At 74.0% G+C, this 25905-nt stretch carries 24 protein-coding genes, 1 pseudogene and 1 riboswitch; of the genes and pseudogenes, 12 read left to right on the top strand and 13 right to left on the bottom strand.

Features of this window, described 5'->3' with window-relative positions; translation table 11 throughout:
- Positions 1 to 13: 13 nt before the first annotated feature.
- Entirely contained in the window at positions 14 to 970 is a 957-nt protein-coding gene (rsmH, locus tag ACZ4V6_RS16665) for a 16S rRNA (cytosine(1402)-N(4))-methyltransferase RsmH (RefSeq protein WP_467827575.1), read from the bottom strand.
- A gap of 428 nt (positions 971 to 1398) precedes the next feature.
- Here rsmH and ACZ4V6_RS16660 point away from each other — a divergent pair, with 428 nt between their 5' ends.
- From ACZ4V6_RS16660 to ACZ4V6_RS16645, 4 genes are all read left to right on the top strand, one after another.
- Entirely contained in the window at positions 1399 to 1947 is a 549-nt protein-coding gene (locus tag ACZ4V6_RS16660; RefSeq protein WP_467827572.1) for a beta-class carbonic anhydrase, read from the top strand.
- A gap of 272 nt (positions 1948 to 2219) precedes the next feature.
- Entirely contained in the window at positions 2220 to 3293 is a 1074-nt protein-coding gene (locus tag ACZ4V6_RS16655) for an AAA family ATPase (RefSeq protein ID WP_467827570.1), read from the top strand.
- Positions 3293 to 4657, top strand: coding sequence for a DUF58 domain-containing protein (locus ACZ4V6_RS16650; RefSeq protein WP_467827567.1), 1365 nt, complete (start codon positions 3293 to 3295; stop codon positions 4655 to 4657). Before ACZ4V6_RS16655 ends, ACZ4V6_RS16650 begins: the two co-directional genes overlap by 1 nt.
- A gap of 139 nt (positions 4658 to 4796) precedes the next feature.
- Positions 4797 to 7139 (top strand): transglutaminase TgpA family protein, encoded by a 2343-nt coding sequence (locus ACZ4V6_RS16645; RefSeq protein WP_467828244.1) that lies wholly within the window; start codon positions 4797 to 4799, stop codon positions 7137 to 7139.
- Positions 7140 to 7359: 220 nt separating this feature from the next.
- Here the strand turns inward: ACZ4V6_RS16645 and ACZ4V6_RS16640 are convergent, their stop codons facing one another.
- The 3 genes from ACZ4V6_RS16640 to ACZ4V6_RS16630 all read right to left on the bottom strand — a co-directional run bounded on the left by ACZ4V6_RS16640 (position 7360) and on the right by ACZ4V6_RS16630 (position 9678).
- Positions 7360 to 7770 carry a DUF3040 domain-containing protein gene (locus ACZ4V6_RS16640; protein WP_467827565.1) on the bottom strand — a complete coding sequence of 137 codons (411 nt, stop codon included), beginning with the start codon at positions 7768 to 7770 and terminating at the stop codon, positions 7360 to 7362.
- A gap of 279 nt (positions 7771 to 8049) precedes the next feature.
- Complete coding sequence (locus ACZ4V6_RS16635) at positions 8050 to 8877, bottom strand: class I SAM-dependent methyltransferase (RefSeq protein WP_467827562.1); 828 nt, start codon at positions 8875 to 8877, stop codon at positions 8050 to 8052.
- Between the two features lie 171 nt (positions 8878 to 9048).
- Positions 9049 to 9678 (bottom strand): SAV_6107 family HEPN domain-containing protein, encoded by a 630-nt coding sequence (locus tag ACZ4V6_RS16630; protein WP_467827560.1) that lies wholly within the window; start codon positions 9676 to 9678, stop codon positions 9049 to 9051.
- 186 nt (positions 9679 to 9864) lie between these two features.
- Between ACZ4V6_RS16630 and ACZ4V6_RS16625 the strand changes: the two genes are divergently transcribed.
- Together ACZ4V6_RS16625 and ACZ4V6_RS16620 are read left to right on the top strand one after the other, a co-directional pair.
- Positions 9865 to 10494: a TetR/AcrR family transcriptional regulator gene (locus tag ACZ4V6_RS16625; protein WP_467827557.1), complete on the top strand. Its 630-nt coding sequence runs from the start codon at positions 9865 to 9867 to the stop codon at positions 10492 to 10494.
- Between the two features lie 474 nt (positions 10495 to 10968).
- On the top strand, positions 10969 to 12459 hold the full coding sequence (locus tag ACZ4V6_RS16620; protein WP_467827554.1) for a phytoene desaturase family protein: 1491 nt from the start codon (positions 10969 to 10971) through the stop codon (positions 12457 to 12459).
- Positions 12460 to 12490: 31 nt separating this feature from the next.
- Here the strand turns inward: ACZ4V6_RS16620 and ACZ4V6_RS16615 are convergent, their stop codons facing one another.
- From ACZ4V6_RS16615 to ACZ4V6_RS16590, 6 genes are all read right to left on the bottom strand, one after another.
- Positions 12491 to 13435 carry an SCO2102 family sporulation regulator gene (locus ACZ4V6_RS16615; protein ID WP_467827552.1) on the bottom strand — a complete coding sequence of 315 codons (945 nt, stop codon included), beginning with the start codon at positions 13433 to 13435 and terminating at the stop codon, positions 12491 to 12493.
- 56 nt (positions 13436 to 13491) lie between these two features.
- Entirely contained in the window at positions 13492 to 14415 is a 924-nt protein-coding gene (gene metF / locus ACZ4V6_RS16610; RefSeq protein ID WP_467827549.1) for a methylenetetrahydrofolate reductase [NAD(P)H], read from the bottom strand.
- 124 nt (positions 14416 to 14539) lie between these two features.
- Positions 14540 to 15196, bottom strand: a complete 657-nt coding sequence (gene thiE, locus ACZ4V6_RS16605) for a thiamine phosphate synthase (protein WP_467827547.1) — start codon at positions 15194 to 15196, stop codon at positions 14540 to 14542.
- 86 nt (positions 15197 to 15282) lie between these two features.
- Entirely contained in the window at positions 15283 to 15648 is a 366-nt protein-coding gene (locus ACZ4V6_RS16600; RefSeq protein ID WP_077797631.1) for an Rv2175c family DNA-binding protein, read from the bottom strand.
- A 66-nt stretch (positions 15649 to 15714) separates the two neighbouring features.
- Positions 15715 to 16965 (bottom strand): NAD(P)/FAD-dependent oxidoreductase, encoded by a 1251-nt coding sequence (locus tag ACZ4V6_RS16595; RefSeq protein ID WP_467827545.1) that lies wholly within the window; start codon positions 16963 to 16965, stop codon positions 15715 to 15717.
- Between the two features lie 32 nt (positions 16966 to 16997).
- The gene (locus ACZ4V6_RS16590) at positions 16998 to 17348 is read right to left on the bottom strand and encodes an avidin-fold protein (RefSeq protein WP_467827542.1); all 351 of its coding nucleotides are present in this window, start codon (positions 17346 to 17348) and stop codon (positions 16998 to 17000) included.
- 52 nt (positions 17349 to 17400) lie between these two features.
- Positions 17401 to 17512, top strand: a riboswitch (TPP riboswitch).
- Between ACZ4V6_RS16590 and thiO the strand changes: the two genes are divergently transcribed.
- From thiO to ACZ4V6_RS16565, 5 genes and pseudogenes are all read left to right on the top strand, one after another.
- The gene (thiO, locus tag ACZ4V6_RS16585; RefSeq protein WP_467827539.1) at positions 17510 to 18733 is read left to right on the top strand and encodes a glycine oxidase ThiO; all 1224 of its coding nucleotides are present in this window, start codon (positions 17510 to 17512) and stop codon (positions 18731 to 18733) included. (Overlaps the previous riboswitch by 3 nt.)
- Complete coding sequence (gene thiS / locus ACZ4V6_RS16580) at positions 18730 to 18930, top strand: sulfur carrier protein ThiS (protein WP_030402143.1); 201 nt, start codon at positions 18730 to 18732, stop codon at positions 18928 to 18930. The genes thiO and thiS overlap by 4 nt, the downstream gene beginning before the upstream one ends.
- A gap of 3 nt (positions 18931 to 18933) precedes the next feature.
- Positions 18934 to 19725 (top strand): annotated as a pseudogene (locus ACZ4V6_RS16575) (thiazole synthase); the annotation flags it as partial.
- 138 nt (positions 19726 to 19863) lie between these two features.
- Positions 19864 to 21816 carry a Stk1 family PASTA domain-containing Ser/Thr kinase gene (pknB, locus tag ACZ4V6_RS16570; RefSeq protein ID WP_467827537.1) on the top strand — a complete coding sequence of 651 codons (1953 nt, stop codon included), beginning with the start codon at positions 19864 to 19866 and terminating at the stop codon, positions 21814 to 21816.
- 47 nt (positions 21817 to 21863) lie between these two features.
- Entirely contained in the window at positions 21864 to 22742 is an 879-nt protein-coding gene (locus ACZ4V6_RS16565) for a deoxyribonuclease IV (RefSeq protein ID WP_467827535.1), read from the top strand.
- Between the two features lie 22 nt (positions 22743 to 22764).
- On the opposite strand, the gene ACZ4V6_RS16560 is transcribed toward ACZ4V6_RS16565, so the two are convergent.
- Positions 22765 to 23412 carry a sulfite oxidase-like oxidoreductase gene (locus ACZ4V6_RS16560; RefSeq protein WP_467827534.1) on the bottom strand — a complete coding sequence of 216 codons (648 nt, stop codon included), beginning with the start codon at positions 23410 to 23412 and terminating at the stop codon, positions 22765 to 22767.
- Positions 23413 to 23594: 182 nt separating this feature from the next.
- Between ACZ4V6_RS16560 and bfr the strand changes: the two genes are divergently transcribed.
- Positions 23595 to 24098 carry a bacterioferritin gene (gene bfr, locus ACZ4V6_RS16555; RefSeq protein ID WP_467827531.1) on the top strand — a complete coding sequence of 168 codons (504 nt, stop codon included), beginning with the start codon at positions 23595 to 23597 and terminating at the stop codon, positions 24096 to 24098.
- A 2-nt stretch (positions 24099 to 24100) separates the two neighbouring features.
- On the opposite strand, the gene ACZ4V6_RS16550 is transcribed toward bfr, so the two are convergent.
- Positions 24101 to 24334 (bottom strand): (2Fe-2S)-binding protein, encoded by a 234-nt coding sequence (locus ACZ4V6_RS16550; RefSeq protein WP_171990815.1) that lies wholly within the window; start codon positions 24332 to 24334, stop codon positions 24101 to 24103.
- A gap of 173 nt (positions 24335 to 24507) precedes the next feature.
- A complete protein-coding gene (locus tag ACZ4V6_RS16545; RefSeq protein WP_467827529.1) occupies positions 24508 to 25860 on the bottom strand; it encodes a class II 3-deoxy-7-phosphoheptulonate synthase in 1353 nt (450 codons plus the stop codon).
- Positions 25861 to 25905 lie beyond the last annotated feature (45 nt).

Genomic DNA, 25905 nt, shown 5'->3' with positions numbered 1-25905 from the left:
TGCCTCACTCGTTTCACCCGACGGACTCCCTGATGCGTTCGGCTCCGCGCAGCCGTGCCGGTGCCGCCCGCCGGTTCTCGGCGATCTCCTCCTCGGTGGGAAGTTCGGCACCGCGCGTGAGCAGCTTGAGCCGGGGCGCGTAGCGTTCGGGGACCACCGGCAGTCCGGGCGGCGCGGTGTTGGCGGCACCGGCCGCGAACACCTGCTTGACCAGCCGGTCCTCCAGGGAGTGGTACGACAGCACGGCGATCCGCCCGCCCACGGCGAGCGCCTCGACGGCGGCCGGGACCGCCCGTTCCAGCACGGACAGCTCACCGTTGACCTCGATGCGCAGGGCCTGGAAGGTGCGCTTGGCCGGGTTGCCGCCGGTGCGCTTGGCCGCCTGCGGCAGCGCGGCGCGGATCAGCTCCACCAGCCGGGCGCTGTTGGCGAACGGCTCCTTCTCGCGCTCCCGCACGATCGCGGAGACGATCCGCTTGGCCTGCTTCTCCTCGCCGTAGGCCCGCAGGATGCGGACGAGTTCGCCCGGGGGGTAGGTGTTGAGGACCTCGGCGGCGCTCATGCCGGTCGTCTGGTCCATGCGCATGTCGAGCGGGGCGTCCTGGGCGTAGGCGAAGCCCCGGTCGGCCTCGTCGAGCTGCATGGAGGAGACGCCGAGGTCGAACAGCACGCCCTGGACGCGCGGGAGGCCGAGCCGGTCGAGGACGTCGGGCAGCTCGTCGTAGACGGCGTGGACGAGGGTGGCGCGCTCCCCGTACGGGGCGAGCCGCTCGCCGGACAGGCGCAGGGCCTCCTTGTCCCGGTCGAGGGCGACGAGACGGGCCTCGGGGAAACGGTCGAGCAGTGCCTGGCTGTGCCCGCCGAGCCCGAGCGTGCAGTCCACCACTACGGCTCCGGGCTCCTGGAGGGCGGGTGCCAGCAGGTCCAGGCACCGCTGGAGCATCACCGGGACGTGTCGACTCTGGCTCAACTGGGACGGCCTCTCGGGATCCGGCACGGCGTCACGCACCGCCGGGTCCCCTCCCGCTCGCTCGTGAAGGGGAGGCCTGCCGGCGCCAAAAGCGTCGGCCGGCCGGGAGCGGGAGGAGGCCGAGCCGTACGTACGCGCCGCGCACGTGGGGAGACCTGGTGGGACATCGCCCAGGTCTCCGGGGTGTTCAGTCCAGCAGGGAGAGCTTGGCCTCCCGCTTCGCGCCACTTTAGTCCACCCTGTCGCCCGGTCAATCAACCGGCCTGCGCGTCGCGGACGCCGGCGTCCGCAAACCGGTGCGCCGGGGCTTTTCACCCGTCCGGACGCATTCTCACGCCCTGTGGATTGGCTCACAACAAGCCGTGATGGCGTTCTTTGTCCCTCTTCGCAGCGGGCTTTGGGCACACGCGACCAGTAACGTCATGGTTATGACGACTTCCGCATCGGTTCCCGCAGGCCCGGAATCCGCCATAGCCGGCGACAGCAGCGTCACCGACCGGCTCGTCGAGGCGAACGCGCGCTACGCCGCCGCGTTCACCGATCCCGGGATGGACGCCCGGCCGGTCCAGCGCGTCGCGGTCGTGGCCTGCATGGACGCACGGCTCGACCTGCACGCCGCGCTCGGCCTCAGCCTCGGCGACTGTCACACCATCCGCAACGCGGGCGGTGTCGTCACCGACGACGTGATCCGCTCCCTCACCATCAGCCAGCGGGCGCTGGGCACCCGCAGCGTGGTCCTCATCCACCACACCGGCTGCGGCATGGAGTCCATCACCGAGGACTTCCGGCACGACCTGGAACTGGAGGTCGGCCAGCGTCCCGTGTGGGCGGTGGAGTCCTTCCGGGACGTCGAGCAGGACGTCCGCCAGTCGATCGAGCGGGTGCGCACCTCGCCGTTCCTGCTGCACACCGAGGACGTGCGCGGTTTCGTCTTCGACGTGAAGACGGGCCGGCTGGACGAGGTCACGCCCGCCTGATCCTCACCGCCCCTGCCGCCCCGCGCCCGCGGTCCCCCGCCGCGCAGGACCCGCAAAGGCCGTAAGGCCCGACATAACGCGGCCAGTTGTCCACAGGCGAGTGACACGAATCGGTAACGGCGGCAAGAATGCGGGGAAGTGGTGCCGCGCGGAACTGTTTCCGCACGGCGTCCGTGATGCGGGGTGGGCCGGCCGGCCGCACGGAGCCGGTCCGGAATGCTGGGGTACCCCGGGCTTCCGAGGAAGCGCGGGGCAAGGCCGAGGAGGGCCGGGTGACGACCTATGACGATCGTGCGAGCCATGGGGGTCCCCCCACCGGAGTAGGTCCGAGGGTGGGGGACGATCCGACCGCCGTGGTCGAGCGGGTGCGCGCTTCGGTGGAAGGCGTGATCGAGGGCAAGCCGGAGGTCGTACGGCTCTCGCTGACCGTGCTGCTCGCCGAGGGGCACCTGCTGATCGAGGACGTCCCCGGGGTCGGCAAGACCATGCTGGCCAAGGCGCTGGCGCGGTCGATCGACTGCTCCGTGCGGCGGATCCAGTTCACGCCGGACCTGCTGCCCTCGGACATCACCGGGGTGTCCATCTGGGACCAGCAGCGCCGGGACTTCGAGTTCAAGCCGGGCGCGATCTTCGCCCAGGTGGTGATCGGCGACGAGATCAACCGCGCCTCGCCGAAGACGCAGTCCGCGCTGCTGGAGTCGATGGAGGAGCGCCAGGTCACCATCGACGGCCAGACCTACGAGCTGCCCAGCCCCTTCATGGTGGTGGCGACGCAGAACCCGGTCGAGATGGAGGGCACCTACCCGCTGCCCGAGGCCCAGCGGGACCGCTTCATGGCCCGCGTCTCCATCGGCTACCCCAGCCCGGACGCCGAGCTGCAGATGCTGGACGTGCACGGCGGGGTGAGCCCGTTGGACGACCTCCAGCCGGTGGCGCACGCGCACGAGATCCTGAAGCTGATCGAGGCGGTCCGCAGCGTCCACGTCGCGGACCCGGTCCGGCGGTACGTGGTGGACCTGGTCGCCGCCACGCGGACCCACCCGGAGCTGAGACTCGGCGCCTCACCGCGCGCGACGCTGCATCTGCTGCGCGCGGCGAAGGCGTCCGCGGCCCTGAGCGGCCGGGAGTACGCGCTGCCGGACGACGTGCAGGCCCTCGCCGTCGCCGTCCTGGCGCACCGCCTGCTGCCCACCGCCCAGGCCCAGCTCAACCGCCGTACCGCCGAGCAGGTCGTCCAGGAGATCCTGCAGCGCACCCCGGTGCCCGCGGCGTCCCAGCAGCAGACCGGCTACGGCATGGGCCGGGGCGAGCCGGCGTACGGCCAGCAGCCGCCGCGGAGGCTGTGATGGACGCCGGGGGGACGGGGCGGACGGGGGACGGCCGCGGGGAGGCCGGCGGTGTCCGCACCGCCCTGGCGGGCCTGACCACCCGCGGGCGCTCCTTCCTGGCCGCCGGCATCGCCGCCGCGATCTGCGCCTTCGTCCTCGGGCAGAGCGACCTGCTGCGGGTCGGGCTGCTGCTGGGCGTGCTGCCGCTGGTGTGCGCGACGGTGCTGTACCGCACGCGCTACCGGGTCGCGGGCAGCCGCCGCCTCTCCCCCGGACGGGTGCCCGCGGGCAGCGAGGCGCGGGTCCACCTGCGCATCGACAACGTCTCTCGGCTGCCCACCGGTCTGCTGATGCTCCAGGACCGGGTGCCCTACGTGCTCGGACCGCGCCCCCGCTTCGTGCTCGACCGGGTGGAGCCGGGCGGCCGCCGGGAGGTGTCCTACCGGGTCCGCTCCGACCTGCGCGGCCGCTATCCGCTGGGCCCGCTCCAGCTGCGGCTGACCGACCCGTTCGGCATGTGCGAGCTGACCCGGTCCTTCTCCACGTACGACGACCTGACCGTGACCCCGCGCGTGGAGCCGCTGCCGCCGGTACGGCTGAGCGGCGAGGCGAAGGGGCACGGCGACGGACGCCGGCGCTCGCCGGCACTGGCGGGCGAGGACGACGTGATTCCCCGCGGGTACCGCTACGGCGACGACCTGCGCCGCGTGCACTGGCGCTCCACCGCGCGCCACGGGGAGCTGATGGTGCGCCGCGAGGAGCAGCCGCAGCGCGCCCGGTGCACGGTGTTCCTGGACACCCGGGGCGCGGCCTTCGAGGGCGCGGGCCCCGACTCGGCCTTCGAGTGGGCCGTGTCGGGCGCGGCGTCGGTGCTGGTGCACATGCTGGAGCGGGGGTACTCCGTCCGGCTGCTCACCGACACCGGGCACTCGGTGCCCGGTGAGGGCACCGACGGGTTCGCGGGCATGAGCCAGGGGACGGCCGAGGCGGCCGGGCTGATGATGGACACCCTCGCCGTGATCGGCCACTCCGACGGCACGGACCTGTCCCGGGGCCACGACGTGCTGCGCGGCGGGAGCGAGGGGCTGCTGGTGGCGTTCTTCGGCGATCTGGACGAGGAGCAGGCCGCCGTGGCCGCCCGGATGCGGCGGCGCAGCGGCGGCGCGGTCGCCTTCGTGCTGGACGGTGGGACGTGGCGGCGGGAGGCGTCCGGCGGGCCCGGCCCCTCGGAGGGGAGCGGGGAACGGCTGCGGATGCTGCGCGAGGCGGGCTGGAGCGCCGTGGGTGTGCCGCGGGGCGCCGGTCTGGAGGAGCTGTGGCGGCTGGCGGACCGGGAGCGCACGGGACTCGCGGCGGCGAGCGGCGGGGAGGGCGCACGATGAGCGGACGGGCACGATCGGCGCCGTGCGCCCCGGCGGCCCCGGACCACCGGCTCGGCGGTCCTGCGGCGGCGCGTCGTGAGGAGGGGGCGCGGTGAGCGGGCGGGCGCGGCTGGCGCTGTGGGCCTGGGCGGCCACGCTGATGGCGGCGTGCGCGCTGCTGCCCCTGGTCGACCCGGTCTTCTGGATCGTCGAGGCGGCGGTCCTGCTGGCGGTCCAGTCGGGGGTGGGCGCGGCGGCCCGCCGGGTGTCACTGGCCCGGCCGCTGACGATCGCCGCGCAGGCCGTGGCCGGCCTGGTGCTGCTGACCCTGGACTTCGCCCGTCGGCAGGCCCTCGCCGGGCTGATCCCCGGTCCGGAGGCCTTCCGGCACTTCGCCGAGCTGTTGCGGCAGGGCGGCGACGACATCGCGCGGTACGCGGTCCCCGCGCCGCTCGGGTCCGACGGCATCCGTCTGATGCTGGTCGGCGGCGTGCTGGTGATCGGCCTGCTGGTGGACACCCTCGCCGTGACCTTCCGCAGCGCGGCCCCGGCCGGACTGCCGTTGCTGGCCCTGTACTCGGTGGCCGCGGGGCTGTCCGACGGCGGCGCCGACTGGCTGTGGTTCCTGGTCGCGGCGGCCGGCTACCTGATGCTGCTGCTGGCCGAGGGCCGCGAGCGGCTCGCGCAGTGGGGCCGGGTCTTCGGCGGCACACCGCGCTTCCCGGGCGGCGGCCGCGGCGGTCCGGCGGCCCCGGTCCGCACCGGGCGCCGCATCGGCGCGTTGGCGCTGGGCGTGGCCCTCGCGGTGCCGCTCGCGCTGCCCGCGATGGACGGCGGGCTGCTCGACGGCACCGGTACGGGCGTCGGCTCCGGGACCGGGGGCGGCGGCACGATCTCCGCGGTGAACCCGCTGGTCTCCCTGCGCGACAGTCTCAACGTCGACGAGGACCGCCAGGTCCTGTCCGTCAGGACCGACTCGAACGCCCTTTCCGACCTGTACCTGCGGATCGTGTCCCTGGACGACTTCGACGGCAGCACCTGGAAGCCGTCCAAGCGGCGCATCACCGCCGTGCCGGAGGGCACGTTCCCCACCCCGGCCGGCCTCGGCCCCGACATCGAGCGGGTGCAGACCGAGACCACGGTCTCGGCCGCGGACTGGTACGCCCAGGACTGGCTGCCGATGCCGTACCCGCCGAGCGGCGTCCGGATCGACGGCAACTGGCGCTACGAGCCCGTCGGCATGACGCTGGTCGGCGACCACGGCCAGAACACGCGCGGGCTGACGTACGAGGTGCGGAGCCTGGACGTGCGGCCGACGGCGGAACAGCTCGCCGCGGCACCGCAGCCGCCGGCGGCCCTGAGGCGGGAGTACACCGAGCTGCCGGACTCGCTGCCGCCGGTGGTGGCGCGGACCGCCCGGGAGGTGACCGAGGGGACGTCGAACGCCTATGAACGGGCGGTCGCGCTCCAGGAGTACTTCGCGGTCACCGGCGGTTTCGAGTACGACACCGAGGTGCAGGTCGGCAGCGGTTCGCAGGCGATCGCCCGCTTCCTGAAGGACAGGCAGGGCTTCTGCGTCCACTTCTCCTTCGCCATGGCGGCGATGGCCCGGTCCCTGGACATACCGGCGCGGGTCGCGGTCGGGTTCGCGCCGGGCTCCCCGCAGGCGGACGGTTCGGTGTCGGTGACGCTGCGGGACGCGCACGCCTGGCCGGAGCTGTACTTCGAGGGCGTGGGCTGGACCCGGTTCGAGCCCACGCCGACGCGGGGCTCGGTCCCCTCCTACACGGTGGAGAACACGCCGGGCAACACGGTGCCCGACCCCGCGCTGCCGTCCCGGAACACGACGTCGGAGCCGTCGGCGGCGCCCTCGGCGAGCGAGAGCTGCTCGGCCCGGCTGAGGAAGCTGGAGGCCTGCCCGAGCGAGTCGGCGGCGGCGGTGGCGGTCACGAGCGGCGGCGGACCGACGTGGTACGCGGTCCTGGCCTGGTCGCTGGGCGGCCTCGCGGTCCTGGTGCTCCCGCTGGCACCGATGCTCTGGCGGATGCGGGTCCGGTCGGTCCGGCTGGGGGCGCACGGGCGTGGCGAGGCGGACGCGGCGCCGCACGTCCTGGCGGTCTGGGAGGAGCTGTCCGACACGGCGTGGGACTTCGGCATCCCGCCCGAGGAGTCGCGGACGCCGCGCAGGGCGGCGGACCGGATCGTCCGGCTCGGGCAGCTCGACGCGGCCGCGGCGGCCTCGGTGCACCGGGTGGCGGACGCCGTGGAACAGGTTCTCTACGCCTCCCGCCCTCGCCCGGCCGCGGGTCTCACCGAGGACGTGCACCGCGTGAGTGCGGGGCTGCGGGCCACGGTCGGCCGTGGCACGGCACTGCGCGCGCGGTTCGCCCCGCGTTCCGCCGTCCGGGTGGTGTGGGCGGCGTCGGCCCGGTGGACGGCGCTCAGGCGGCGGTTCCCGGCGGTCCGGCCGGCGCTGCGGAAGACCTCGGGACAACAGGGCTGACGCCCACGAGCCCCAAGGAGCACCGGGCCCGCCGTTCACGCGGCGGGGCCCGGTGCCGGCGGCAGTGACGGTGGCGGGTTCGCAAGGGGTCCGGGGCCGGTGGCGGGTCCCGCGGAGGGGTGTGCCGAGGCGCGCGGGGAGCGCGCGGACACGGGTGAGGGGGTGACCACCGATCGGTGGTCACCCCCTCACACGGACTGTCGTGGTGGGCGGCGGGCGGCTACTGGCCGCCCTGCTGTTCGTCCCGGCGGCGCTGCCAGCGCTCCTCGATGCGGTCCATCACGGAGCGTCTCTGCCGCACCTGATGGCGTCCCTGCGGTCCGGCGCCCGCGACGCCCGCGGCGGGCTGCTCGCCAGGCTTGGGAGCCTTGCGCCAGCCGGTCACGGCGAGGACCGCGCAGCCCAGCATGACGAGGAAACCCACCACGCTGAGCCAGACCTGCTTGGCGACCATACCGGCCATGAGGAGCGCAATTCCCACGAGGAAGCCCGCGACCGCCTGGTAGACCCGCCGCCGGGTGTACGTACGCAGCCCGCTTCCCTCGAGCGCCGACGCGAACTTGGGATCTTCGGCGTACAGCGCTCGCTCCATCTGCTCGAGCATGCGCTGCTCGTGCTCCGAGAGCGGCACGGAGTCCTCCTCATCGTGCAGTCGCCGGGGCGACCCGGGGGGTCCCTTCAGGATAGGCAGGGAATCGCCCCCGTGAAACCCGCCCCTCTACGCCAATTGGCCAACCGGAGTCCGTCATGGCCGCGCCGGCTCGCTGAAGTTTCCTTTCCCCAGCGGCCGACCCGTCATGCCGGGCGGTCTCCCTCGATCATACGGCTCCGGGCCCCCGTTCGGGTGGCCTGTGGCGTACTCCATCTGCCGCCGCGACCCTGATCAGGGGGCTGCCTCGTGAGACGGCACTCAGGCCTCCTCGGTCCCCCGGGTCTCACCGAGCACGTGGAGTTGCGTGGCCACGGAGTGGAAGGCGGCGAGCTCGGCCGCCGCGGCCTCGAGCTTGAGCAGTGCGTCCAGGGCTCCGGGCTCGGTGTCCACGAGCGCGCCGGGGACGAGATCGGCGAAGACCCGCACGCCGTGCACGGCGCCGACCCGGAGCCCCGCGTCCTCGACCAGGCCGGTGAGCTGCTCCGCGGTGAACCTGCGGGGCATCGGGTCCCCCGCGCCCCAGCGGCCGTCCGGGTCTCCGAGCGCCTGCCGGGCCTCCGTGAAGTGGCCGGCGAGGGCCCGCGCGAGCACGGCGCCGCCGAGGCCGGCGGCGAGCAGGCTGAGCACGCCCTCGGAGCGCAGGGCGGCCACCGCGTTGCGGACGCCCTCCGCGGGGTCGTCCACGTACTCCAGGACGCCGTGGCACAGCACCACGTCGTGGCCGCCGCGCTCGACGACGTCGAAGAGGCCGTGGACGTCGCCCTGGACGCCCCGGACCCGGTCGGCGACGTCGGCCTCGGCCGCCCGGCGCTCCAGGGCGAAGAGCGCGTTGGGGCTGGGGTCGACGACGGTGACGCGGTGCCCGAGGCGGGCCAGGGGCACCGCGAAGTTGCCGCTGCCGCCCCCGGTGTCCAGGACGTCCAGCACCTGGCGGCCCGTGGCCTTGACCCGGCGGTCGAGGGCGTCCTGGAGGACCTCCCGGACCACGGCGGTGCGCAGGGCGGCGCGGGACCGGGAGGGGTCGGGGCGCAGCGACTCCGCCTGGTGGCGGTGGGGGGAGGCGGGCGGGCGCATCGGGTCCGACACGGCAGTTGACTCCTCGGCGCGGCACCGCCTCTGGCAGGGGCGGAGCGAACGGGCTGCCTCCCCGGCCCGGGTGCGGGAAGGGGCAGGCTTCAGGCGTCTCCCACCCTATTGCCTCCGGTGCGCCGGCCGGTCACTCCGGGTACCGCCGGTGGACCCGGCGGACCGGCGCGTTCATCCCACGTCGGGCAGCTCGCGCCCCGCTCCGTCCGGATCCGGGTCCGGACGCTCCGGGTCCGGACGCTCCGGGTCCGGACGCTCCGGGTCCGGCCGGGCCGGGTCCGGCTTCTCCGTGTCGGGGCGGGGCGGGGGCAGGACCGGCTGGAGGGCGAGCATCCGCTCCACGATGCGCAGGAACATCGCCACGTCGCGTATCAGGTCGTCGGCGTCCCGGTTGCCGGCCGCTCCCTGGATGCCCGCCTCGGCGCGGGCGCGGCGCCGGGCGCCCGAGGCGAACAGCGCGCTCCAGTCGGCGAGCTCGGGCGCGATCTCGGGAAGCACCTCCCAGGCGCTCCGGATGCGGGCCCGGGCCCGCGGGGTGGTCTCGGGCCGGCCGCGCGCCGCGAGCACGGCGGCGGCGGTGCGCAGGGCGGCGAGGTGGGCCGTCGCGTACCGCTCGTTCGGCGTTTCGAGGGTGGTGGCCTCTTCCAGGCCGGCGCGGGCCTGGGCGAGGAGGTCGAGGGCGGCGGGTGGGGCGGAGGCCCGGCGGAGCACGGGGTGCACGTCGCTCGCGGGACCGTTCAGTGAGGGGGCAGGGCCGGCTGCGCGGGGCCGCCGGGCGGCGGCTGCGGACGAGTGGGCCATGACGATCCTCCTGTCGTCTCCGTGACGGCACGCACTGTGACGAGGTGCCGTATGCGCCCATCGTGCGGTATGCCACTGACAATCCGTTCTGACCTGGTCCTTCGATGCGTTCACGCGTTCGGGTCCCGTTGTGCCGCCGAGCCCTGCGGTGCCGGCCTTGGACGGGGTGCTGTGAGAATCGGGACCATGGAAAGCAGCAGCACCGCCTCGCAGGGCAGCAGCCGGCGCGAGGCCACCCGGCAGAAGCTCTACGAGGCGGCCGTCACCCTCATCGCCGAGCAGGGCTTCTCCGCCACCACCGTGGAAGAGATCGCCGAGCGCGCCGGTGTCGCGAAGGGCACGGTCTACTACAACTTCGCCAGCAAGTCCGTCCTCTTCGAGGAGCTGCTGCGGCACGGTGTCGGGCTACTGACGGCTTCGCTGCGGGAGGCGGCGGAGCGGACGGCGCGGGAGGGCCGGGGCCGGGTGGACGCCCTGGACGCGATGATCCGCGCGGGGCTGTTCTTCATCGACCGCTACCCCGCCTTCACCCAGCTGTACGTGGCCGAGCTGTGGCGGACCAACCGGGCCTGGCAGTCCACGCTGCTGGTGGTCCGGCAGCAGGCCGTGGCGGTGGTGGAGGGCGTGCTGCGCGACGGGGTGGAGAGCGGCGAGTTCAGCGAGGAGATCGACGTGCCGCTGACCGCCGCCGCGCTGGTCGGCATGGTCCTGGTGGCCGCGCTGGACTGGAAGTCGTTCCAGCCGGAGCGGACCCTCGACGACGTGCACGCGGCCCTGTCCCGGCTGCTCCAGGGGCGGGTGAGCGGCCGCCCCTGAGACGCGGTCCGGACACGAAGGACGCCGGCCCGCGGTGGCCGCGTCCCCCGCGGGCCACCGTCGGACCGGCGCCTTCTCCTGCTCCCCCGTAGACCCCCGTTCTCGGTCGTCCCCCGGGATCCCCCGTGCCTCGCTCCCGCCGGCCACGGCCGGCGGAAGGAGCGGATCGCGGGCCCGGCTCCGTTCCGGCGCCCCGTGCCGCCGGTGCCGGAGCCGTGCCCGTCTCCGTGCCCCCACTCTCTCGTCGACGCGGGCCGGGGCCCATCCGCGTGCGTACTCATCTCCTCGGCTAGGTACGGGTACTCAGTCCTGCGCACGAGAGCCCACCGGGGCGCGGCACCGGCCGGTCACCGGTACGCCCGTCGGAGCGCTCGGCGGGTCCCGCCGCGGTGCGGCCGGCGTGCGCCGTGGCCGCCCGGGCCCCTCACGGCCCCTCGGTCCGGGCTGCCGCCGGGGGCGGATAAAGTCCCTGGCATGGCACGGATTGCGGTGATCGGCGCCGGGATGGGCGCGATGGCGGCCGCCGCCCGGCTGGCCGTCGCGGGCCACCGGGTGGTGGTGTACGAGCGGACCGGGACGTACGGCGGAGCGGTGCGCCGCTTCGAGCGGGACGGCTTCTCCTTCGACACCGGTCCCGGGCTGCTGCCCCTGCCCGCGGTCTGGCGCGATCTGTTCGTCAAGACCGGCAGGGAGCCGCTGGAGTCCTGCGTCGAGCTGGTCCAGGTCGACCCCTCGTCACGGCACGTGTTCGCGGACGGCACGGAGGTCTCCCTGCCGAACGCCTCGCGGGCGGGCGTGGTCGCCGCCCTGGACGAGGCGCTCGGCCCGCCCGCCGGGCAGCGCTGGGGTGATCTGCTGGTGCGGGCCCGGGAGGCCTGGGACCGCACCCGCCGGCCACTGCTCGAGGAACCCCTGTGGCCCGACTGGCAGGTGCTGGCCGAACGCGAGCCCTACCCCGCGGTCCCCCACAAGCGGCTGCTGCGCACCCGCCGGGCCGGCACGCTCGCCGAGGTCGCCGCCTGGGAGCTGCGGGACCCCCGGCTCACCGCCCTGCTGGAGGGCCACGCGCTCGCGTACGGCCTCGATCCGCGGACCGTCCCGGCGAACGCGGCCGTGCTGCCGTACATGGAGCACGCCTTCGGCATGTGGTACGTGCGCGGCGGTCTGCGGGAGCTGGCGCGGGCGGTGTACGAGCGGTGCCGGGCCCGCCGGGTCGAGTTCCGCTTCGGCACCGAGGTCACCAGGATCGTCGAGAAGGACGGCCGGGTGGCGGGCGTGGAGCTGGCCGGCGGTGGGACGGCCGAGGCCGAGTACGTGGTCGCCGGTGTGGCGCCCGCCGTGCTGGACCGCCTCGCCGGGGACACGGTGGTGCGCGGCGCGGGCGAGGTTCCGCCGCAGCGCGGGGCGGCGAGCCGGCTCACGGTGCTGCTGGCGCTGCGGGGCGGCCGCCCCGGGGGCACGGCGCACCGGACGGTGGTGCACGCCCGGGACCGGGCGGGCGAGCTGGACTCGCTGTTCGGTGCCGCGCCCGGCGCGCCCGCGGAGCCGACCGTCACGGTCCTGCGGCCCGACGACCCGGGGCTGGTCCCCGGCCCGGACCACGAGGCGGTCACGCTCACCTCGGTGGTGCCCGCGGGCGCCGACGCGGCGGGCCGTGCCGAGCGTCTCGTCGCCGTCGCCGAGCGGGCCGTGCCGGGGCTGCGCGACCGTCTCCTGTGGCAGGAGGTGCGCACCCCGGCCGACATCGCGGCGGAGACCGGGGCGGCGGGCGGCGCGGTTCCGGCTCCGGCGCTGGCGGCGGCGGACGGGCGGCTGCTGCACGCGTCCAACAGCACGCGTCTCACGGGGCTGTTCACGGCGGGCGGCTGGTCGCACCCCGGCGGCGGGCTGCCGCACGCGGGCATGTCGGGCGCGCTGGTCGCCGGACTCGTCGTGGAGGGACCGGACTTCCGGGGCTCGCAGTGACCGGCGGGCCCGTCACCGGGCCCGGGTGCCGTCAGTAGCGGTACTGCTCGTCGTATCCCTGGCTCGGGCCCTGTGCCTGGCCGTCGCCCTGGTACGGGTACGCCTGCTCCGGCGGGAGCTCGGCGCCGTACGGATCGTCGGCGGTGCGCTGCTGCGGCACCCACACCCCGCCGGGCGGGGTCTCGCCGGCGTGGCCGCCGGGCGTCCCGGCGGGGAACTGGCCCTGGCCGTAGCCCTGCTGGCCGTACTGCGCCCCGCCGGTGGCGTCGTAGCCGCCGGTGTCGTACGCCCCGCCGCCGTAGGTGTGGGTGCCGATGTAGGGGTCGGAGTAGGCGGCGTACTGCTGCCCGCCGGTGTCGTAGCCGTAGTCCTGCCCGCCGTAGCCGGAGTGGTCGTGGGCGTAGGCCTGGCCGGGGCTCTGCGCGGCCGGCGTCTGCTGGTCCTGGCCGTAACCGGAGTCGGCGCCGTACACGCCGTACGAGCCGCTGTCGTCCGGCATGGGCTGCGGCGCGTAGACGGCGGTGGTCTCGGCGGGGCGGACCGGGGTGAAGACGTCGTCCCGGTCGTAGTCGTCGTGGCCGTAGGAGAGGCCGTCGTGGCCCGGTGCGCCTTCCTCGTGGGGGGCGGTGGCGGCGTCGCCCGCCTCCAGGCCGGAGACCTCCAACGTCGGTTCCCGGCGGCTCCGTTCGGGGCGGCGGCGCTTGCTGCCCACCAGGCCCTGAGGGGCGTTGACCGCCCATCCGGCCTCGAAGCCGCGACGGAACGACAGGGTGACGTAGGTCTGGCCGACCGCGAAGGCGGCGGCGCCCACCCCGATGACGAGCACGTTCGACATCAGCACGCCGGCCACCACGCCGGTGAACCCGCCGAAGGCGAGCAGCCGCCAGCGCAGCCGCGCCTTGTACTGCAGCAGCACCTCACCGAGCAGCCACAGCGCGACGACGCCGAACGCGATGTAGAGGACCGTCCAGCCCATGTACGCCCCTCTCCCAGTGGCCGTTACGCAGTGTGTCGCAAATACGTGCGGCCGGTCTAGGCCCGCGGGGGGTGGTGCAGGCCCAGGTTCTCGTAGATTTCCAGTGTCGCCGTGGAGTTGTTGAGCGTGATGAAGTGCAGTCCGGGCACACCCTCGGCCAGCAGCCGCGCGCAGAACTCCGTGGCGAACTCGATGCCAATGGAGCGTACAGCCGCCGGATCGTCCTGTGCCGAGAGGATCCGCTCTTTCAGCTCGGCCGGGAACGAGGCGTTGCTGAGTTTCGGCAGTCTCTCCAGCATCTTCACACTGGTCACCGGCATGACCTCGGGGATGACCGGGGTCTCGCAGCCGGCCGCGGCGACCCGGTCGCGCAGGCGCAGGTACGACTCGGGCTGGAAGAACATCTGCGTGATCGCGTAGTCGGCGCCGGCCCGGCACTTGTCGACGAAGTGCGCGACGTCCGTGTCCCAGTCGGCGGAGCGCGGGTGCATCTCCGGGAAGGCCGCGACGCCGACGCAGAAGTCGCCCGACTCCTTGATGAGGCGCACCAGCTCGGCGGCGTAGGTGAGGCCCCGGGGGTGCGGGACCCACTCGGCCGTCGGGTCGCCGGGCGGGTCGCCGCGCACGGCCAGCATGTTGCGGATCCCCGCGTCGGCGTACTGGCCGATGATGTTGCGCAGTTCCGCGACGGAGTGGTCGACCGCGGTGAGGTGGGCGACCGGGGTCAGGGTCGTGTCGGCGACGATCTGCTCGGTCTCCTTGACCGTGCCCGCGCGGGTGGAGCCGCCCGCGCCGTAGGTCACGGAGACGAAGTCGGGGGCGACCGCCTCCACCCTCCTGAGCGCGCTCCACAGGTTCCTCTCGCCCTTGGGCGTCTTCGGCGCGGAGAACTCGAACGAGTACGTCGTCTTGCCGGCGGCGAGGATGTCCCGCACGGTGCGTGCGCGATCCGTCCTGGTGGATGCGGTTCCGAGGGCCATACGGGCAGGTTAGCCAGGGAGCGGCGGCCCCCCAACCGGATGCGGGACATTTGTCCGTATTGCCGGTTTGTTGTCCATCCCTTGGACACGTGCCCCCGGCAACCGCGCCGGACGCGCTCCCGTCCTACGCCTGCCGCAGGCGCTTCGCGAACTCGGCCGCCGCCGCTCCGGGGTCGTCCGCCGCGGTGATGGCGCGGACGACGACGACCCGGCGGGCGCCGGCGTCCAGCACCTCGTCGAGGTTGCCGAGGTCGATGCCGCCGATGGCGAACCAGGGGCGGTCGGTGCCCAGGGACGCGGTGTACCGGACCAGGCCGAGGCCGGGCGCGTGGCGGCCGGGCTTGGTGGGGGTCGGCCAGCACGGGCCGGTGCAGAAGTAGTCCACGCCCTCCTGGACGGCGGCCGCGGCGGCCTCGGCCTCGGCGTGCGTGGAGCGGCCCACGAGGACGTCGTCGCCGAGGATCGCCCGGGCGGCCGGCACCGGGAGGTCGCCCTGGCCGAGGTGCAGCACGTCGGCGCCGGCGGCGTGGGCGACGTCCGCCCGGTCGTTGACCGCGAGGAGCTTGCCGTGGCGGGCGCAGGCGTCGGCGAAGACCTCGAGGTGCTCCAGCTCCTCGGCGGCCTCCATGCCCTTGTCGCGCAGCTGCACGATGTCGACGCCGCCGGCCAGCACCGCGTCCAGGAAGGCGGGCAGGTCGCCCTGGGTCCTGCGGGCGTCCGTGCACAGGTAGAGCCGGGCGTCGGCGAGCCGGGCGCGTGCGGTGGCGGCGGTCTCGGGCATGGGTGTGTCCCCCCAGGTCGATGACGTACGGGCCGTGCCGTACGGGCCGCGAGGGTCGCGGCCCGTACGGCGGGCGGCGTGTCGGGTCAGACGGCGAGCGCCTGGGCGCGGCGCTTCACCTCCGTGCCGCGATTCTCGCTCAGCGCCTGCGCGGGGGTGCCGGGCAGGGTCGGGTCGGGCGTGAAGAGCCACTCGAGCATCTCCTCGACCGTGAAGCCGTCGTCCCGCAGCAGGGTCAGGGTCCCGACCAGGCCCTTGACGACCTTGTCCCCGTCGATGAAGGCCGCCGGGACGTGCAGCGCGCGGTTCTCGCCACGGCGTACGGCGATGAGCTGGCCTTCCTTGATCAGCTGCCGCACGCGGGTCACCTCGACACCGAGCATCTCGGCGATGTCGGGGACGGTGAGCCAGGCGGGTACGAGAGCATCGATCTTTGCGTCAATCTCGGTCACGCCTCCAGCCTGCCATCTGGCACCGACAGTCGGAAGCCGGACCCGGTCCAACCCGCCGACGGCGGACTACGCCGTCGCCGCCTTCAGCGGCCTCGCGGGGTCGGCGAGCAGCCGCGGATCCATCCTGGCGCCCGCCTCGATCAGGCGTCTGCCCTGGGCCAGGTCCCGGGGGCGGCCCACCGCCAGCAGGGCGACCAGCCGCTCGTCGCGCAGCCAGCAGACCGTCCAGGCGGGACCGGAGGGGTCCCCCCGCCACAGGGTGGTGTCGGCGGACGCGTGATGACCCGCGTACTGGACGAACCGGCCGAACTGCTCGGACCAGAAGTACGGCACCGGGTCGTAGGGCGCCGGGGCCTCGCCGGCGGCGGCGCCGACGAGGTCGGCGGCGACCGTGCGCGGGCCCTGGAGGGCGTTGTCCCAGTGGTGGACGAGCAGCCGCTCCCCGTAGCGGCCGGAGGGGAAGGACGCGCAGTCGCCGACCGCGTGGACGTCCGGCACGGAGGTGCGCAGGCGGTCGTCGGCCAGGATCTCGCCGTGCGGGCCGAGCTCGATGCCGGAGCCGGCGAGCCAGGCGGTGGCGGGACGGGCGCCGACGCCGACGACGACGGCGCCGGCGGGCAGCCGCGAACCGTCGTCGAGGACGACGTGGCCCGGCTCGCCGGGTTCGACGCGCTCCACGCGCGCGTGGGTGCGCAGTACGGCGCCCGCGTCGGCGTACCAGGCGGTCATGGGGGCGGCGACCTCGGCGGGCAGCGCGCCGGCGAGGGGCCGGTCGGCGGCCTCCACGACGGTCACCGCGCAGCCCGCCTCGCGCGCGGCGGTGGCGAACTCGGCGCCGATCCAGCCCGCGCCGACGACCACGATGTCGTGCTGCCGGGCGAGCACCGGGCGCAGCCGCTCGGCGTCGTCGAGGGTGCGCAGCAGATGCACGCCGGGGACGCCCTCGGCACCGGGCAGCCGGACCGGTTCGGCGCCGGTCGCGACGACGAGGGCGTCGTACGGCACGGGCCCGGCGGAGGTGTCCAGGAGGTGCGCGGCGGGGCGCAGGCCCAGTGCCTCGCAGCCGAGCCGCAGCTCGATGCCGAGCGCCTCGAAGTCGACGTCGAAGGCGGACCCCTCGGCCGTGCCGAGCAGGACGGCCTTGGACAGCGGGGGGCGGTCGTAGGGCTGGTGGGGCTCGGCGCCGATCAGTGTCACGGCGCCGGTGAAACCCTGTTCGCGCAGGGCGACCGCGGTCTGCACGCCCGCCATGCCCGCGCCGACGACGACCACGCGACGCTCCGCGTCCGCTCCCCGCTCCTGCGTCTGCTCGTTCACCTGATCACCTTAGACACCCGGCGGATCACCGGTCAGTCCTCGTGCGCGGTGATCTCCTCCACAACGCTCGTCCCGCTGCCCCGCCGCGACTCCCACTCCCAGGTCTCCTCCAGGCGCACCCGCCCGTCGGGCAGGTCGACGACCGTCGACACGCAGTGGCCCGACGACGTGCTGCCGTCGGTCCTGAGCTGCACGTACCGGAAGTCGAGCCGGTCGCCCGCGCGGGTGCCCACCAGCCGGCCGCGGACGACGTCGCCGCCCGCGTACTCGGCCCAGACCTCGCCGTCCTCCTCGTGGTAGGTGAACCGGGTGCGGGTGCCCACCTGGCCGGGGGCCTGGTCGGCGACCGGGGCGAGGACGAGACCGTCGAGCGAACGGGCCATGGTGGAGGGCTCCCTTACGAGTTCGGCGCGCTGCGGGCTAGGGTGGCCAACGTAAGGCACTCGCGGGAGCCCGGACGCACCGGGCTGAGAGGGAGGCTGGCGGCCTCCGACCGTACGAACCTGATCCGGGTCATGCCGGCGAAGGGAGGGGCTGGACGCCCATGTCGTCCTCACCGATCGCACCGTCCGTACCACCCCGCGCGTCCGACGTCCTCGTCGTGGGCGGCGGGATCATCGGCCTGGTCACGGCCTGGCGGTCCGCGCAGCGCGGGCTCGCCACGGCGCTCGTGGACCCCGAGCCGGGCGGCGGCGCCGCCCAGGTGGCGGCCGGGATGCTGGCCGCCGTCACGGAACTGCACTACGGCGAGCAGACGCTGCTCGCGCTCAACCTCGCCTCGGCCCGCCGCTATCCGGAGTTCGCCGCCGAGCTGACCGACCTCACGGGCCACGACCTCGGGTACCGCCGCTGCGGCACCCTGGCCGTCGCGCTGGACGCCGACGACCGCGCCCACCTGCGGGAACTGCACGCGCTGCAGGAGCGCTCGGGCCTGGAGTCGGAGTGGCTGTCGGGGCGCGAGTGCCGGCGACTGGAGCCGATGCTCGCGCCGGGCGTGCGCGGGGGCCTGCGGGTGGACGGCGACCACCAGATCGACCCCCGGCGTCTGGCCGGCGCGCTGGTGGCCGCCTGCGAACGCGCGGGTGTGGTCCTGCACCGGGCGTGGGCCGAGCGGCTCACCGTCGCGGGCGACCGGGCGACCGGCGTGGTCACGGCCGACGGCACGGCGCTGGCGGCCGGGCAGGTGGTGCTGGCCGGGGGCAGCCTGAGCGGGCGCCTCGCGGGCGTGCCGGAGGCCGTGCTGCCGCCGGTGCGGCCGGTGAAGGGGCAGGTGCTGCGCCTGACCATGCCGCGGACGCACGGACCGCTGCTGAACCGGACGGTGCGTGCCGTGGTGCGCGGCAACCCCCTCTACCTGGTGCCCCGGGAGAACGGCGAGCTGGTCGTCGGCGCCACCAGCGAGGAGCAGGGCTGGGACACGACGGTGACCGCGGGCGGCGTCTACGAGCTGCTGCGCGACGCCCACGAGCTGGTCCCGGGAATCACCGAGCTGCCCCTCACGGAGACCCGCGCGGGTCTGCGCCCCGGCTCCCCCGACAACGCCCCGCTGCTCGGCCCGGCCGGGCTGGAGGGGCTGCTGCTGGCCACCGGGCACCACCGCAACGGCGTGCTGCTGACGCCGGTCACCGGCGACGCGATGGCCCACGTCCTGACCACCGGGGAGCTCCCCGAGGAGGCCCGCCCCTTCACCCCCCGGCGCTTCGGCGCCGCCCCCGCGCTCCCGGAGCAGACCCCGGAGCAGACCGTACTCACGGAGCAGACCGCATGAACATCTCCGTCAACGGGGAGCCGCGCGAGGTGGCTCCCGGCACGGCCCTGGACGCCCTGGTGGGCACGCTCACCGCGGCCCCCTCCGGAGTGGCCGCCGCCCTGAACGAGACCGTCGTCCCGCGCGCGCAGTGGTCCGCCACCGCCCTGGCCGACGGCGACCGCGTCGAGGTCCTCACCGCCGTCCAAGGAGGCTGACCCATGGCCGACGACCCCTTCCTCCTCGGCGGTACGGCCTACACGTCCCGCCTGATCATGGGCACCGGCGGCGCGCCCAGCCTGGACGTGCTGGAGCACGCGCTGGTGGCGTCCGGGACGGAGCTGACGACCGTCGCGATGCGCAGGGTGAACCCGTCCGTGCACGGCTCCGTGCTGTCGGTCCTGGAGAAGCTCGGCATCCGGGTGCTGCCGAACACGGCCGGCTGCTTCACCGCCGGGGAGGCCGTCCTCACCGCCCGCCTCGCGCGCGAGGCCCTCGGCACGGACCTGGTCAAGCTGGAGGTCATCGCCGACGAGCGCACCCTGCTGCCGGACCCGATCGAGCTGCTGGACGCGGCCGAGACGCTGGTGGACGACGGCTTCACGGTGCTGCCGTACACCAACGACGACCCGGTCCTCGCCCGGAAGCTGGAGGACGTCGGGTGCGCGGCGATCATGCCGCTCGGATCGCCGATCGGCTCCGGGCTCGGCATCCGCAACCCGCACAACTTCCAGCTGATCGTGGAGCACGCGCGCGTGCCGGTGATCCTGGACGCGGGGGCCGGTACGGCCTCCGACGTGGCGCTGGCGATGGAGCTGGGGTGCGCGGGTGTGATGCTGGCCTCGGCGGTGACGCGGGCGCAGGAGCCGGTGCTGATGGCCGCGGCGATGCGCTCCGCGGTGGAGGCGGGGCGGCTGGCCCGGCGGGCGGGGCGGATCCCGCGGCGGCACTTCGCGGAGGCGTCGTCCCCGGCGGAGGGCTTGGCGGTGCTGGACCCGGAGCGGCCCGCCTTCCAGGCGCCGGGCGCCGGGCCGGTGGAGGCGCGGCCGCCCGCGGCTCCCGCGGACACGGACGTCACAGGTCCGCTGCAGTAGCGCTGCGATCTCGGGCGTGGCGGCGGGGTGTCCGCGCCGGCTCGTACACTCGCCTGCGTGGACACGACCCTTCAGGACCCTCTGGTCGGGCAGGTGCTCGACGGCCGGTACCGCGTCGAGGCGCGGATCGCGGTCGGCGGGATGGCCACGGTCTACCGGGCCGTGGACACCCGCCTGGACCGCGTGCTCGCGCTGAAGGTGATGCACCCGACGCTCGCCACCGACGCCGCCTTCGTCGAGCGGTTCATCCGCGAGGCCAAGTCGGTGGCCCGGCTCGACCACCCCAACGTCGTCCAGGTCTTCGACCAGGGGGCCGAGGGGGCGTACGTCTACCTGGCCATGGAGTACATCGCCGGCTGCACCCTGCGCGACGTGCTGCGCGAACGCGGGGCGCTCCAGCCGCGGGCCGCGCTGGACATCCTGGAGCCGATGCTGGCCGCGCTGGGCGCCGCCCACCGGGCCGGGTTCGTGCACCGCGACATGAAGCCGGAGAACGTGCTGATAGGGGACGACGGCCGGGTCAAGGTCGCCGACTTCGGGCTGGTGCGGGCCGTGGACACGGTCACCAGCACCACCGGGTCGGTCCTGGGCACGGTCTCCTACCTGGCGCCCGAGCAGATCGAGCACGGCGCCGCCGACCCGAGGGTCGACGTCTACGCGTGCGGTGTCGTGCTGTACGAGATGCTGACCGGCGGCAAGCCGCACGAGGGGGACTCCCCCGCCCAGATCCTCTACAAGCACCTCCACGAGGACGTGCCGCCGCCGTCGGCCGCCGTCCCGGGGATGGCGGCCGCGCTGGACGACCTGGTCGCGTCGGCGACCGCGCGCACCCCGGAGGTCCGCCCGCACGACGCCGTGGCGCTGCTGGCCGGGGCCCGCCGGGCGCGTGCGGCGCTGAGCGCCGAGCAGCTGGACGCCGTGCCGCCGCAGGCCCTCGCCGCGGACCACGACAACGCCGAGGACCGCACGAGCGTGATCCCGCGCGCGCTCACCATGCCCCGGCCGCTGCCGGTGGACGAGGACGAGGACGTCGTCCCCGGCGGCGGGGCCCCGGCGGACGGGGTCCACCGCACCAGCCGGTTCGCGGCTCCCCCGCCGCTGCCGCCCCGGCGCCGCCGCCTGCGGCTGGGACGGGGACCGCTGGCGGTCGTCGTCGCCGTACTGCTGGTCCTCGGCGTCGGCACGGGCGTCTGGTACATCAACTCCGGTCAGTTCACCAAGGTGCCGCCGCTGCTGTCGAAGACCGAGGCTCAGGCCGAGGACCGGCTGGAGCAGGCCGGGCTGGACGTCGGCACGGTCCGGCACGCCTACAGCGACACGGTCGAGCGCGGCACCGTCATCAGCACCGACCCGGAAGCCGGCACCCGGATCCGCAGGAACGACTCGGTGTCGTTCACGATCTCCGACGGCCCCGACACGGTGGAGCTGCCGGACGTGCAGGGATACAAGCTGGACCGGGCGCGGTCCCTCCTCGAGGACGAGGGGCTGGAGCCGGGCATGGTGACCCGGGCGTTCAGCCAGGACGTCCCCAAGGGGTTCGTGATCTCCACCGACCCGAGGACGGGCACCGATGTGCGCGCGGGCTCGGCGGTCGCGCTCGTCGTCAGCAAGGGCAGCCCGATCGACGTGCCGGACGTCACCGGCACCGACCTGGCGGACGCGAGGGCGGAGCTGACGGACGCCGGCCTGAAGGTGAAGGTCGCCGCCGAGCAGGTCACCTCCGAGTACGACAAGGGCCAGGTCGCCCGGCAGACGCCGGACGCCGGCAGCCGGGCCGCCGAGGGCGACACGGTGACGCTGACGGTCTCCAAGGGCCCCGAGATGATCGAGGTCCCGGACGTGACCGGCGACAGCGTGGACGACGCGAAGCGGAAGCTGGAGGACGCCGGGTTCGAGGTGAAGGAGGACCGCGGTCTGCTCGGGCTGTTCGGCGACACCGTGAAGGAGCAGTCCGTCGACGGCGGGGACACGGCGCCCAAGGGATCCACCATCAAGATCACCATCAGGTGACGGCTCTCACGCTCCGGAGGCGTGGCCTGGCATGACACCCTGAACGGGTGAACAGTCACCAGTCCGCCCTCCCGCGCAACCCCGTCGGCGGTCACGTGCCCGTCGCCGGCGGCCTGCACTCCGTGGGCCTGTCCTACGCCCGTGACCTGCGGGCGGAGGCCGTACAGGTCTTCGTCGCCAACCCGCGCGGCTGGGCCACCCCGACCGGCGACCCGAAGCAGGACGAGGCGTTCCGGGAGGCCTGCGCCGCCGAGTCGATCCCGGCGTACGTGCACGCCCCGTACCTGATCAACTTCGGTTCGCACACCGAGGCGACGGTGGAGCGGTCGGTCGAGTCGCTGCGGCACTCGCTGCGGCGGGGCCGCGCGATCGGGGCGCTCGGCGTGGTCGTGCACACCGGCAGCGCGACCGGCGGCCGGGACCGCGCGGTGGCGCTGAGGCAGGTGCGGGAGTTCCTGCTGCCGCTGCTGGACGAGCTGACCCACGACGACGACCCGTACCTGCTGCTGGAGTCGACCGCCGGCCAGGGTGCCTCCCTGTGCTCGCGGACGTGGGACTTCGGGCCGTACTTCGATGCGCTGGACGCCCATCCGAAGCTGGGCGTGTGCCTGGACACCTGCCACATCTTCGCGGCGGGGCACGACCTGACCGGTCCGGCCGGCATGCACCGGACCCTGGACCTGCTGGTGGACACGGTCGGCGAGGGCCGGCTGAAGCTGATCCACGCCAACGACTCCAAGGACGTGGCGGGCGCGCACAAGGACCGGCACGAGAACATCGGCGCCGGCCACATCGGCGAGGACCCCTTCCGGGCACTGATGACGCACCCCGCGACCGAGGGCGTGCCGCTGGTCATCGAGACGCCGGGCGGCAAGGAGGGGCACGCCGCGGACGTGGAGCGGCTGAAGAAGCTGCGCGACGGCTGACCGCGAGGGGCCGGCCGGCGGGTCAGAGTTCGGGGCCGTCCCCGGGCTCCTCCTGGTAGGAGTAGCGCTGCTCCCGCCACGGGTCGCCGATGTTGTGGTAGCCGCGCTCCTCCCAGAAGCCGCGGCGGTCGGCGGTCATGTACTCGATGCCGCGGACCCACTTCGGGCCCTTCCAGGCGTACAGGTGGGGGACGACCAGGCGGAGCGGGAAGCCGTGCTCCGCGGTCAACAGCTCGCCGTCCTTGTGGGTGGCGAAGAGGGTGCGCTCGGCGGCGAAGTCGGACAGGCGGAGGTTGGAGCTGAACCCGTACTCCGCCCACACCATCACATGGGTGACGGCGGGCGCGGGCGGCGCGAGGTCGAGGATGGTGCGGGCCGGGACGCCGCCCCACTCGGAGCCGAGCATGCTGAACTTCGTCACGCAGTGCAGGTCGGCCACGACCGTGGTGTACGGCAGGGCGGTGAAGTCGTCGTGGCTCCAGCAGTGCTTGTCGCCGTCGGCGGTGACGCCGAAGACCCGGAACTCCCACCGTTCGGGCCGGAACTTCGGGACCGGTCCGTAGTGCGTGACCGGCCAGCCCCGCTGGAGCCGCTGTCCCGGCGGAAGCTCGAACCGCGGCGCCTCTCCCGAACCGCCCTCTCCCGACCCGTGTTCCACCGGCTGACCCATGCCTCCATCCTGACAGACCCGGACCGATGCCCCTGACACGGCCCCCTTACATCTGGCCAAAAGGGGCAAACATGGCCGAGTTCGCTCGTACTTACTAAGTCGATACTTACTGGACGATCTCCGACGCCGGTGCAATCATGCGGCGCAACCCGCCAGTCCCCGTGTGGAAGGAGCCTTACGCGATGCAGGGCGACCCCGAGGTCATCGAGTTCCTCAACGAGCAGCTGACCGCCGAGCTCACCGCGATCAACCAGTACTTCCTGCACTCGAAGCTGCAGGACCACAAGGGCTGGACCAAGCTCGCGAAGTACACGCGGGACGAGTCCTTCGACGAGATGCGCCACGCCGAGCTGCTCACCGACCGCATCCTGCTCCTCGACGGCCTGCCGAACTACCAGCGCCTCTTCCACGTACGGGTCGGCCAGAGCGTGACGGAGATGTTCCAGGCCGACCGGGAGATCGAGGTCGAGGCCATCGACCGGCTGCGCCGGGGCGTCGAGGTGATGCGGGCCAAGAACGACATCACGTCGGCCAACGTCTTCGAGGCGATCCTCGCCGACGAGGAGCACCACATCGACTACCTGGACACCCAGCTGGAGCTGATCGACAAGCTGGGCGAGTCGCTCTACCTGTCGACGGTGGTCGAGCAGTCCCAGCCCGACCCCTCGGGGCCGAAGCTGATCTAGGACTAGGCGGCTTCCGGAAGCTCCGAGAGAACCGGTTCGCCCTGGTCGGCCAGTTGCCGACGGGGGCAGGCGCCGCGGCCGAGCAGCGCCTGGATGCGCCGTACGCAGCCGCCGCAGTCGGTGCCGGCCTTGCAGGCGGAGGCGATCTGCCGGGGCGTGCAGGCACCGGCCTCCGCGTGGCTCCTCACCTGTTCCTCGGTGACACCGAAGCAGCTGCAGACGAACACGCGGTTCACCTCCCGAGCGGGGTACAAGGTCGCGCCGTACCGACGACCGGAGGGACCGACTGGCCGGTGAGGCAAACCTAACCTTACCCATCGCGCAGGGGCGGCAAAAGCGGAGGGGGCGCGGATCGTGTGTGACCCGCGCCCCATTCCGTGTGCCCGCCGCCCGGTCCGGGGGCGGACCGTCACTGGTCCCGGTACATCTCCGCCACCAGGAACGCCAGGTCGAGCGACTGGCTGCGGTTCAGCCGCGGGTCGCAGGCCGTCTCGTAGCGCTGGTGCAGGTCGTCGACGAAGATCTCGTCGCCGCCGCCCACGCACTCGGTGACGTCGTCGCCGGTGAGCTCCACGTGGATGCCGCCCGGGTGGGTGCCGAGCGACTTGTGGACCTCGAAGAAGCCCTTGACCTCGTCGAGCACGTCGTCGAAGCGGCGGGTCTTGTGGCCGGAGGCCGCCTCGTAGGTGTTGCCGTGCATCGGGTCGGTGATCCAGGCGACGGTGGCACCGGAGGCGGTGACCTTCTCGACCAGCTCGGGGAGCTTGTCGCGGATCTTGTCCGCGCCCATGCGGACGATGAAGGTCAGCCGGCCGGGCTCGCGCTCCGGGTCCAGGCGCTCGATGTACTGCAGCGCCTCCTCGGCCGTCGTCGTCGGGCCGAGCTTGATGCCGATCGGGTTGCGGATCTTCGAGGCGAACTCGATGTGCGCGTGGTCCAGCTGGCGCGTGCGCTCACCGATCCACACCATGTGCCCGGAGACGTCGTACAGCTGCCCGGTGCGGGAGTCGACGCGGGTGAGGGCCGACTCGTAGTCGAGCAGCAGCGCCTCGTGCGACGAGTAGAACTCGACGGTCTTGAACTCCTCCGGGTCCGTGCCGCAGGCCCGCATGAAGTTCAGCGCGTTGTCGATCTCGCGGGCGAGCTGCTCGTAGCGCTGGCCGGACGGGGACGACTTCACGAAGTCCTGGTTCCAGGCGTGCACCTGGCGCAGGTCGGCGTAGCCGCCGGTGGTGAAGGCGCGCACCAGGTTCAGCGTGGACGCCGACGCGTGGTACATGCGCTTGAGCCGCTCGGGGTCGGGGACCCGGGCCTCTTCGGTGAAGTCGAAGCCGTTGACGGAGTCGCCGCGGTAGGTCGGCAGGGTGACGCCGTCGCGGGTCTCGGTCGGCTTGGAGCGCGGCTTGGAGTACTGGCCGGCGATCCGGCCGACCTTCACGACCGGCACGGAGGCGGCGTACGTGAGCACGGCGCCCATCTGGAGCAGGGTCTTGAGCTTGTTGCGGATGTGGTCCGCGGACACCGCGTCGAAGGCCTCGGCGCAGTCGCCGCCCTGGAGGAGGAACGCCTCTCCCTCGGCGACGGCCGCCATCCGGGCGCGCAGCTGGTCGCACTCGCCCGCGAAGACGAGCGGCGGATACGACTCGAGGTCCGCGATCACTGCGCGCAGAGCCTCGGGGTCGGGGTACTCGGGCTGCTGCGCCGCGGGCAGGTCTCGCCAGGTGTTGCCAGCACTCGCGCTGGTCTTAGCGTTCACGGTCACGAACTCAACACTAAGGGGTCGGACGGCCGCTCCCGCCCCGTGCCC

The organism is Streptomyces sp. NPDC029152 (assembly GCF_055564355.1).
Note: the sequence above shows the minus strand (reverse complement) of the source record. Positions and strands in the feature narration are given on the sequence as shown.